Below are 504 nucleotides of genomic sequence, written 5' to 3'. Positions count from 1 at the left end.
GCCGTCAGCGAGTCGAAGCCCAGCTCCTTGAACGCCCGCCCGGCACCCACCGCGTCAACCCCGGCATGACCGAGCACAGCCGCCACCTGGGCACGCACCAGTCCGAGCAGCTCACGCTCCCGCTCGGCCCCGGGAAGGGCCGCCAGGCGCTCAGCAAGGGACGTCGACGCCCCGACGGCTGACGCGTCGGCAGTGCCGGCGGCCGCGACGACAGGCCTCGTGTCGACCAAGTCGGCAAAGAGGTTGCTGGGGCGCCCGGCGGTGAAGTCGGTGACGAAGCGGTCCCAGGCGAAGTCCGTGATCACGACGGTGGTGTCGAAGGCTCCGACGGCGCGGCCCATCGCCGTGATCGCCGACCCGGCCTTCATGGGCGGGACCCCGCCTCGGCGCATGCGGGCGGCCATCGCCTCGTCGGCCGCCATGCCACCCTCGGCCCACGGACCCCACGCGATCGACGTCGCCGCCAGACCGTCCGCCCGGCGCTGCTCCGCCAGCGCGTCCAAG

At 74.0% G+C, this 504-nt stretch carries 1 protein-coding gene; it reads right to left on the bottom strand.

Translation table 11 applies throughout. From position 1 onward, the window contains the following. Nucleotides 1–504 (bottom strand): beta-ketoacyl reductase (locus tag ACP4IX_RS36690; RefSeq protein WP_426559040.1); only part of this gene is annotated, 504 nt, incomplete at both ends.

This window comes from Streptomyces sp. WG5 (assembly GCF_049974565.1).
GTDB lineage: Bacteria > Actinomycetota > Actinomycetes > Streptomycetales > Streptomycetaceae > Streptomyces.
Note: the sequence above shows the minus strand (reverse complement) of the source record. Positions and strands in the feature narration are given on the sequence as shown.